7 protein-coding genes are annotated in these 9,444 nt (G+C 70.9%); all 7 read right to left on the bottom strand.

The features are described 5' to 3' along the window. Window positions 1-638 (bottom strand): hypothetical protein (locus tag BMW78_RS20165; protein ID WP_143056361.1); only part of this gene is annotated, 638 nt, incomplete at its 3' end. Window positions 639-800: 162 nt separating this feature from the next. After that, window positions 801-2,126: a D-arabinono-1,4-lactone oxidase gene (locus BMW78_RS20160; RefSeq protein ID WP_091763358.1), complete on the bottom strand. Its 1,326-nt coding sequence runs from the start codon at window positions 2,124-2,126 to the stop codon at window positions 801-803. Next, a complete protein-coding gene (locus tag BMW78_RS20155) occupies window positions 2,123-3,268 on the bottom strand; it encodes an amino acid deaminase/aldolase (protein ID WP_091763362.1) in 1,146 nt (381 codons plus the stop codon). Before BMW78_RS20155 ends, BMW78_RS20160 begins: the two co-directional genes overlap by 4 nt. Window positions 3,269-3,357: 89 nt before the next feature. After that, on the bottom strand, window positions 3,358-4,359 hold the full coding sequence (locus BMW78_RS20150) for a polyprenyl synthetase family protein (RefSeq protein ID WP_091763356.1): 1,002 nt from the start codon (window positions 4,357-4,359) through the stop codon (window positions 3,358-3,360). A 40-nt stretch (window positions 4,360-4,399) separates the two neighbouring features. Next, entirely contained in the window at window positions 4,400-5,974 is a 1,575-nt protein-coding gene (gene nuoN, locus BMW78_RS20145; RefSeq protein WP_091763355.1) for an NADH-quinone oxidoreductase subunit NuoN, read from the bottom strand. Then, a complete protein-coding gene (locus tag BMW78_RS20140) occupies window positions 5,974-7,503 on the bottom strand; it encodes an NADH-quinone oxidoreductase subunit M (protein WP_091763353.1) in 1,530 nt (509 codons plus the stop codon). Before BMW78_RS20140 ends, nuoN begins: the two co-directional genes overlap by 1 nt. Beyond that, window positions 7,503-9,440 (bottom strand): NADH-quinone oxidoreductase subunit L, encoded by a 1,938-nt coding sequence (nuoL, locus tag BMW78_RS20135; protein ID WP_091763352.1) that lies wholly within the window; start codon window positions 9,438-9,440, stop codon window positions 7,503-7,505. Before nuoL ends, BMW78_RS20140 begins: the two co-directional genes overlap by 1 nt. Window positions 9,441-9,444 lie beyond the last annotated feature (4 nt).

The raw sequence follows: 9,444 nt of genomic DNA, 5'->3' as shown, positions 1-9,444 counted from the left end.
CGGATGAAGGACTTGCCCATGTTCTGCTGGTCCTGGAGCACGTCCTGGCGCCCGTACTTGGCGATCAGCCCGTCGCGCAGCAGCCGGCACCCGGACGGGCCGTGCTGCTCGGCCATCCCGATCAGCCCCTCCAGCACGTGCGGCTCGGCGCCGTCCGCCAGCAGCGGGCGCAGCTTGTCGGCCTCGGACACCACCACCGCCGCGGACCGCACCGGCAGCCGCCCGGCCTCGACCGCCTCCTTCACCGGGGCGTTGACGCGCTTGCCAAACGCCGTGGCCACCGACACGATCGCCGCCGCACCACCGGCGATGGTCGACGGGGCGTGGTGGCGGACCCATTGCGCGGTGGTCAGCGCCGCCGACCCGCCGTCGGACTCGCCGCGGTTCATCGCCTCGCGCAGCACCGCCACCCGGCCGGAGTCACACGCCATGCCCAGGGCGTCGACCTCGCCCATCAACCCGGACAGGCCCTCCGGGCCACCACCGGAAGGCACCTGCCACAGCACCTCACGGAGAGCACCCAGGGCCGTGCGGGCCTCCGCGACCTTGGCCCGGCACTCAGCCGCGCTCAGGTCGCTCGCAGAAGCGATGCCGGCGAGCGGCTCCTCCTGCGGGCTGCAGCCCCCGTTCCCCTCCATGACGACAACCCTAGGGGCGACCACCGACAACCCACTTCGAGGACTCGTCGCCGGGAACCGTTGCGGCACAATGGTTTTGACGTCATCAGCGATCGAAATTCACAAGCCCACCAGTGCCATCTGTGGACGATGTGAAGCCGTGGAGACACCTGTGGAGAACGCCTAGGAGCCGAGGACCCGCTCAAGGTAGGCGTTGCCGAACAAGCCGGTCGGGTCGAGCTTTCGGCGCACTGCGAGGAAGTCGTCGAAGCGCGGGTAGAGGGGGCGCAACCGCTCGGCGTCGAGCGTGTGCAGCTTGCCCCAGTGCGGGCGTCCAGCGTGCTCGGCGACGATCGCCTCGAAGGCGGCGAAATACCGCGCGTACTCCATGCGGTGGTACTGGTGCACGGCGACGTACGCGGTGTCGCGACCGTGCGACGTCGAGAGCCACACGTCGTCGGCGGCGAGGAAGCGCACCTCCACCGGGAACGGCAGGGCCTCGTCGTGCCGGTCGACCCAGTCCTTGAGCGCGAGGACGACGTCGCGGACGGCGGCCCGCGGCACGGCATACTCGCTCTCCACGAAGCGCACGGCGCGCCTCGAGCAGAAGACGCGCCACGAGACGTCGGTGAACTCCCTTGCCGTCTGGGCGCGCCCGGTCATCTGGGCCATCGCGGGCACGGTCGCGGGCCAGCGGGCTGCGGCCCGGTTGACCTGCTCGAACAGCCCGTTGGCCATGAGCTCGTCGTCGACCCACGCGCGCCACGCGGTCAGCGGGCCCGGCAGGTGGGCGCCCTCCTCCACCCGGTTGTTGCGCTTGGTCATGGTGCGGTCGGTGTGCGGGAACCAGTAGAGCTCGAAGTGGTCGTGGGCGTCGGCCTCCTCCTGCACCCGCTCGAGCAGCGGCAGCAGCGGTTCGGGCCGCTCGACGGCGTGCAGCCGGAACGCCGGCACGCACTGCAGCTCCACCTCGGTGACGACACCGAGCGCACCGAGGCCGACCCGCGCTGCCTCGAAGACGTCGGTATGCCGCTGCGCCGAGCACTCGAGGACCGTCCCGTCGGCGAGCACGAGGGTGAGGCCCGTGACCGCCGAGGCGATGCCGTGCAGGCGCGTGCCGGTGCCGTGGGTGCCGGTCGCGATGGCACCGGCGAGGGCCTGACGGTCGATGTCGCCGAGGTTGGGCAGCGCCAGCCCGGCCTCCTGGAGGGCCGGGTTCAGCTGGTGCAGCTTCGTCCCGGCCAGCACGCGCACCCGCCTGGTGGCGGGGTCGATGGCGGTGACACCGCTGAGGTGGTCGAGCCGCAGCAGCACGCCGTCGGTGACGGCAGCCGCCGTGAACGAGTGCCCCGCCCCGACCGGCCGCACCTGCAGCCCGCGGTCGGCCGCCGACCGCACCACGAGCGAGACGTCGTCGAGGTCACGGGCCTGGGCCACCTGGATGGGCGAGGCGCTCTGGTTGCCCGCCCAGTTGCGCCACTCCTGCTCGCTCCTGCCGGTCCACCTCACCCGAAGCTCATCCCCTCTCCGCGGTAGGTCGGCACAGTCTCGACGAGCTCGTCGCCCCGCACCAGGTGCAGCTCGTCGAACCGTTCGCAGAGCTCGCCGGCCTTGGCGTGGCGGAACCAGACCAGGTCTCCGACGCCGAGCCCGTCGGCAGCCTTCCCGCGCAACGGTGTCTGCACCTCCCCCACCCCCTCGGCCCGCAGCAGCCGCAGACCCCGGGGCGCCAGCACCGACGGCACGCGTGACCAGCCGGGCGGCCCTGAGGCGATGTAGCCGCCACCGGCGACCGTGACGACCCCGGGCGCCGGACGGCGTACGACGGGGAGGGCGAAGGCCGCGGCCGGCCGGGGGCGGAACGAGCGGTAGCCGTCGAAGAGGGTGGGGCCGAACAGGCCTGAGCCTGCTGCCAGCTCGGTCAGCGACGGGTCGTGGGAGGCGACATGCAGGCTCCCCGTCCCGCCGCCGTTGACGAACCCGAGGTCGGCGACCTGGCGCACGGCAGCAACGACCTCCGCCCGCCGCCCGAGCAGCTCGCGGGTGGACCGGGTCTTGACCAGGCGCACCGCGGGCGAGGAGTCGGGCAGGCCGGCCACCTGGGCGTCGTAGAACATCAGCCCCACCACACGCAGCCCCGCCGCCTGCGCGGCCCGGACAACGGTGACCACCTCACCGGCCTCGCGCAGCGGCGAGCGGCGCACGCCGAGGTGCAGCGGCCCGACGTGCAGCGAGGCGTCGACGTCGACCGCGACGCGCAGCGGGTGCGGTCGCTCGATGGCCGCCAGGAACGCCACCTGCTCGGCGCTGTCGACGGTCAGCGTGATGGTCGACGCGGCGTGGCGGTCGGCCGCCACCGCGTGCAGGGCAGCGCGGTCGCCGCTCGGGTAGGCCACGAAGACGTCGGCGAACCCCTCGGCGGCCAGCCACAACGCCTCGCGCACCGAGTAGGCCATCACCCCGGAGAAGCCCGGCCGGTCGAGCACCCGGCGCAGCAGGGCCCGGCAGCGCACCGACTTCGACGCCACCCGCACCGGCTTTCCCCCAGCACGGCGCACGAGGTCGTCGGCGTTCGCGTCGAACGCGTCGAGGTCCACGACGGCAAGGGGCGCGGCCAACCCGGCAACCGCTCGCTCCCACCTGGCCGTCACGAGGCCGACTGTACCCAGCGGCACACCGGGCTCGAGCGCTCTCTTGACCGTTCGCTCACCGGCTGCGCCCGCCCTGACGCCCCGCGGTCTCAGCCCACGCGGTCGACGACGCCGGTCGCCAGCGCGAGGAGGGCCTCCTTGGCCTCACCCTCGGGAAGCGGACGCAGCGCGTCCTGTGCCTGCCGCGCCACGGCATACGTGCGCTCACGCGCCTGCTCCATCGCCGGGTGCGCCCGCAGCAGGTGCAGCGCCTCGGCGAGGAGGGCGTCGTCGCGCAGGTCGGAGCCGAGCAGCTCCTTGAGCCGAGCGTCGGCGGGGTCGGTGGACGCGCGGGCGAGGAGCACCGGCAGCGTCGCCTTGCCCTCGCGCAGGTCCGTGCCCGGCGTCTTGCCGGTCTCCTCGCGCTCGGAGGCGATGTCGATGAGGTCGTCGGCGAGCTGGAAGGCCATGCCGAGCCGCTCGCCGTACTCACGCAGCGTCTCGACGACCTCCTGCGAGCACCCTGAGAACATCGCGCCGTATCGGGCCGCCGTGGCGATGAGCACGCCGGTCTTGTCTGCCAGCACTCCGAGGTAGTAGTCGACGGGGTCGGTGCCGGGCGGGCACGGGCGGTCGTCGCGGATCTGCCCGGAGCACAGCCGCACGAACGTCTCGGCCTGGATCTTCACCGCCACCGGGCCGAGGTCGGCGATGATCGCCGACGCGGTGCCGAAGAGCAGGTCGCCCACGAGGATCGCGGTCGAGTTGTCGTACTTCGCGTTGGCGCTCGGGGCGCCGCGGCGCATGTCCGCCTCGTCCATGACGTCGTCGTGGTAGAGCGATGCGAGGTGGGTCAGCTCGACGCCGGTCGCAGCGGCGACGACGTCGTCGTTGATGCCCTCCCCGACCTCGGAGGCGAGCAGGGTCAGCAGCGGACGGAACCGCTTGCCGCCCGCCTCGGCCAGGTGGACGTTGGCCTCGGCGATGAAGGGGTCGTCGTGGTCGACCTCGCGCCGCAGCATCGCGTCGACGTCGGCGAGCCCCTGCTGGAGCCGCTCGGTCAGCCCCGAGGAGACCGAGGGCAGCGCGAGCACCGGAGGTGTCGCGCTCATCCGCCCACCACCGCGCTGGTCACCATCACGCCGGTCATCGTCACCGCAGGAACACGGAGGAGCTCTCCGCCAGGCTGAGCACCTGGGCGGGGAAGATGCCGAGGCCCAGCGTGACAAGCGTGCCGATGCTGAGGGCCACCGTCGTCATGGGCGACGGCATCTCGGCCACGACCTCACCGCCCGCGGGCTCGGTGAAGTACATGAGCACGATGAGCCGGACGTAGACGAACGCCGTGATGACGCTGCACAGCACACCGATGACGACCAGCGAGACGCCGGCCCGGCCGCCGAACGCGATGGCGGGCGAGAACGCCGCGTACTTCGCGGTGAAGCCGGAGGTCAGCGGGATGCCGGCGAAGGCGAGGAGCAGGAACGCGAACACCGCGGCGACGACCGGGTGGTTGCGGCCCAGACCCGCCCACTGCGACAGGTGCGAGGCCTCCGAGCCGCCCTGGCGCACCATCGACACGATCCCGAAGGCCGCGATCGTGGCGAAGCCGTAGGCCACCAGGTAGAACATCGTGCCCGCGACGCCGAGCTTGTCGAAGGCCAGCACCGCCACGAGGATGAAGCCCGCGTGCGCGATGGAGCTGTAGGCCAGCAGCCGCTTGACGTCGGTCTGGGTCACGGAGAGCACCGAGCCGATCACCATGGTCAGGGCGGCCACGGCGATGACCCCCGCGCGCCAGTCCCAGCGGTTGGCCTCGAGGCCGACGTAGACCAGGCGCAGGATGGCACCGAACGCCGCCACCTTGGTGCAGGCCGCCATGAAGCCGGTGACCGGGGTCGGGGCGCCCTGGTAGACGTCCGGGGTCCACGAGTGGAACGGCACCGCGCCGACCTTGAACAGCAGGCCGACGAGCAGGAACACCACGCCGGGGATGAGCAGGCCGTCGAGCTCACCGGAGGCCGAGGTGATCGCCTTGGAGATGTCGCCCAGGTAGATCGAGCCGCTGTAGCCGTACATCAGCGCCGCGCCGAAGAGGAAGAACGCCGACGAGAAGGCGCCGAGCAGGAAGTACTTCAGCGACGCCTCCTGCGAGAGCAGGCGACGACGGCGGGCCAGGCCCGACAGCAGGTACAGCGGCAGTGAGAGCACCTCGAGCGCGACGAACATCGTCAGCAGGTCACCGGCGGCGGGGAACAGCATCATGCCGACGACCGCGAAGAGCGTCAGCGGGAACACCTCGCTGCTCATCAGGCCGGCCCGCATGGCGGAGGCCTCCTGCGGCGAACCCGGCACAGCGGCACCCATCGGGGTGAAGGCGTCCGGGCTCTCGCCGCCGAAGCGCTCCGCCATCGTCAGCACACCGAGCACCGACATGAGCAGCACGGTGCCCTGCAGGAACAGGGCCGGCCCGTCGATGACGACCGCCCGCTCCAGCGTGAGCCCCTGCGCGTCGACGGAGACGGTGACGAGGACGACGAAGGCGGCCACCAGCGCCACGAGCGCGACGCCGACCTGCGCGGCATACCGCAGGCGTCGCGGCGCGAAGGCCTCCACGAGGACCCCGACCAGGGCTCCCGCGGTGACGATGAGCATCGGGGCGATCGCCGAGTAGTCGACCTGCGCCACCTTGAACTCGGTGGGCAGGCTGGTGATCAGGGCGGTCATTACTTCGCACTCCCGTCAGCGGCGGTGGTGGGCGCGGGGTCCGAGACGCCCACGTAGGACAGCGTCTTGGACACGGCCGGGTTGAGCAGGTCGAGGGCGGGCTTGGGGTAGAAGCCCAGGACGAGCAGCGCGGCGATGAGCGGCGCGATGACGAGCTTCTCGCGCACGTTCCAGTCACGCACCGGCTCGACCAGCTCGGGCTTGGGCCCGGTCATCATGCGCTTGTACATCAGCAGGATGTACAGGGCGGCGAGGATGATGCCGGCCGTGGCGATGACGGCCGCGGCCTTGTAGCGCTGGAAGGTGCCCAGCAGGACCAGGAACTCGGAGACGAACGAGCTCAGGCCGGGCAGGGCCAGACCGGCCAGGCCCGCGATGAGGAACGCTCCGGCCAGGCCCGGAGTGACCCGCTGCCAGCCGCCGAAGTCCGGGATCCGCTTGCTGCCCCGGCGGGCGACCAGCATGGCCGCCACCAGGAACAGGGCCGCGGTGCCGAAGCCGTGGTTGAGCATGTACAGCGTCGAGCCCGCGCCGCCGACCGTGGTCATCGCGAAGATGCCGAGCACGATGAAGCCGAAGTGGCTCACCGAGGTGTAGGCGATCAGGCGCATCACGTCGGTCTGGCCGATGGCGAGCAGCGCGCCGTAGAGCACCGAGATCACCGCGAGGACGATGACCACCGGGGTCGCCCACTTGCTGGCCTCGGGGAAGAGCTGGAGGCAGAAGCGGATCATTCCGAAGGTGCCCACCTTGTCGAGCACGCCGACGAGGAGGACGGCCGTGGCCGGGCGGGCCTCGGTGGCGGCGTCGGGCAGCCAGGTGTGCACGGGCCACATCGGAGCCTTCACGGCGAAGGCGAAGAAGAACGCCACGAACATCAGGCGCTCGGCCACCACCGGGATGTCGAGGCCGGTCAGCTTCGTCACGAGGAAGCCGTCGGCACCGCCCGGGCCGTACTGGTAGAGCGCGATGACGCCGACCAGCATGACCAGACCACCGGCGAGCGAGTACAGCAGGAACTTCACCGCGGCGTACTGGCGACGGGCACCGCCGTAGGACCCGATCAGGAAGTAGACCGGGATGAGCATCGCCTCGAAGAAGACGTAGAAGAGGAACACGTCGGTGGCCGCGAAGACGCCGATCATGAACGTCTCGAGCACGAGCATCAGCGCGAAGTAGTTCTTCTCGCGCTTGCCGCCCTCGGGCACGTCGTCCCAGGCCGCGAGGATGCAGATGGGGGCGAGGATCGCGGCCATGATGATCATGACCAGCGCGAGGCCGTCGACGCCCATGGCGTAGGAGACACCGAACTGCGGGATCCACTCGTGCTGCTCGACGAGCTGGAACTGCGCCTTCGAGCCGCTGTCGAACTGCAGCGCCGCCGCGATGGTGAGCACGAGCGTCAGCCCGGACACCCCCAGGGCGATGTGCTTCGCCCGGTCGGCCAGACCGGCCGGCAGGGCGAACACGATGGCGGCGCCGACGAGCGGCAGCAGCGCGATCGTCGTCAGCCAGGGGAAGTTCGTCATCACTGGATCACCCACACGAGAGCGAAGATGGCGACGACGCCGGCGAGCATCGTCAGAGCGTAGGACCGGGCAAAACCGTTCTGCACACGGCGCAGGCGGCTCGACGTGCCACCGACCATGGCGGCCATGCCACCCACCGCGCCGTCGACCCCGCGGTTGTCCGCGAACACCAGCGAGCGGGTCAGGTGGATGCCGGGGCGCATGAAGACGCCCTCGTTGACGTCGTCCTGGTAGAGGTCGCGGCGTGCGGCCTGCGTGGCCAGCGAGCCGGTCGGTGCCACCACGGGAACCTCGTCACGCCAGTAGCGCATCCAGGCCAGGCCGATGCCGCCTGCGACGAGCAGCAGCGTCAGCACGGTGATCACGGGCACGGCCAGCACCGGGCTCTCCTCGCCGTGGCTCCCGACGACCGGCTCGAGCCAGTGCGTGAAGGTGCCGCCGATGGAGAGCACGAGGCCGAGCAGGGCCGAGCCCACGGCCAGCACCATCATCGGCACGGTCATGACCAGCGGCGACTCGTGCGGGTGCACGTCGTCGGTCCAGCGCTTCTTGCCGTGGAAGGTCATGAAGAACAGGCGCGACATGTAGAACGCGGTGATGCCTGCGCCGATCATCGCGGTGAGGCCGAACACCCACGGGCGCCAGCCCTCGCCGACGAACGCGGCCTCGATGATCTTGTCCTTCGACCAGAAGCCGGAGAAGGGCGGGACGCCGAGGATGGCCAGCCAGCCGAGGCCGAACGTGACCCAGGTGATCTTCATGGCCCCGGACAGAGCACCGAAGCGGCGCATGTCGACCTGGTCGTTCATGCCGTGCATGACCGAACCGGCACCGAGGAACATGCCGGCCTTGAAGAAGCCGTGGGTGATCAGGTGGAAGATCGCGAAGGCGGCGCCCACCGGGCCGAGGCCGGCAGCGAGCATCATGTAGCCGATCTGCGACATCGTCGAGGCGGCCAGCGCCTTCTTGATGTCGTCCTTCGCGCAGCCGACGATCGCACCGAACAGCAGCGTGATGGCGCCGACGATGACGACGACCAGCTGCGCGTCGGGGGCGGCGTTGAAGATGAAGCCGCTGCGCACCACGAGGTAGACGCCGGCGGTGACCATGGTCGCCGCGTGGATCAGCGCCGAGACCGGCGTGGGACCGGCCATCGCGTCGCCGAGCCAGCTCTGCAGCGGGAACTGTGCGGACTTGCCGCAGGCGCCGAGGAGCAGCATCAGGCCGATGGCCGTCAGCGTGGCCTCGCTGGCACCCCCGGCCGCCTGCGAGACGCCGGCGAAGGTGACCGTGCCGAAGGTGACGAACATGATCATGATCGCGACCGAGAGACCGAAGTCACCGACGCGGTTGACCACGAACGCCTTGTTGGCCGCGGTGGCGTAGGCCGGGTTGTGGTTCCAGAACCCGATGAGCAGGTAGGAGGCGAGACCCACGCCCTCCCAGCCGACGTAGAGCAGCAGGTAGGAGTCGGCCAGCACCAGCAGGAGCATCGACGCCACGAACAGGTTGAGGTAGGCGAAGAACCGCCGCTTGTCCGGGTCGTGCTCCATGTAGCCGATGGAGTACACGTGGATGAGCGAGCCGACGAAGGTCACCAGCAGCACGAAGGCCACCGACAGCTGGTCGACCAGCATGCCGGCCTGCAGGTTGAACGAGCCCGCGGGGATCCACTCGAAGAGGGTCAGGTGCATGGCCCGGCCGTCGGCGGGGCGCCCGATCATGGAGATCCAGACGAGGAAGCCGACGACGAAGGCGGCCCACGACATCGCGGTGGCGAAGAGCGGCCCCCACTTGTCGGTGGCCCGGCCGCCGAGCAGCAGGACCGCGGCGCCGAGCAGCGGCAGGGCGACCAGCAGCCAGGCGGCGGACGTGATGCCCGTGGCGGCCGCGGCGGCGGAGCCCTCGGCAGCGGCGAGGGTGGACAGAGAAGTCACCTGG

Origin of the sequence: Pedococcus cremeus, assembly GCF_900111375.1 — a bacterium.
GTDB classification, from domain to species: domain Bacteria; phylum Actinomycetota; class Actinomycetes; order Actinomycetales; family Dermatophilaceae; genus Pedococcus_A; species Pedococcus_A cremeus.
Note: the sequence above shows the minus strand (reverse complement) of the source record. Positions and strands in the feature narration are given on the sequence as shown.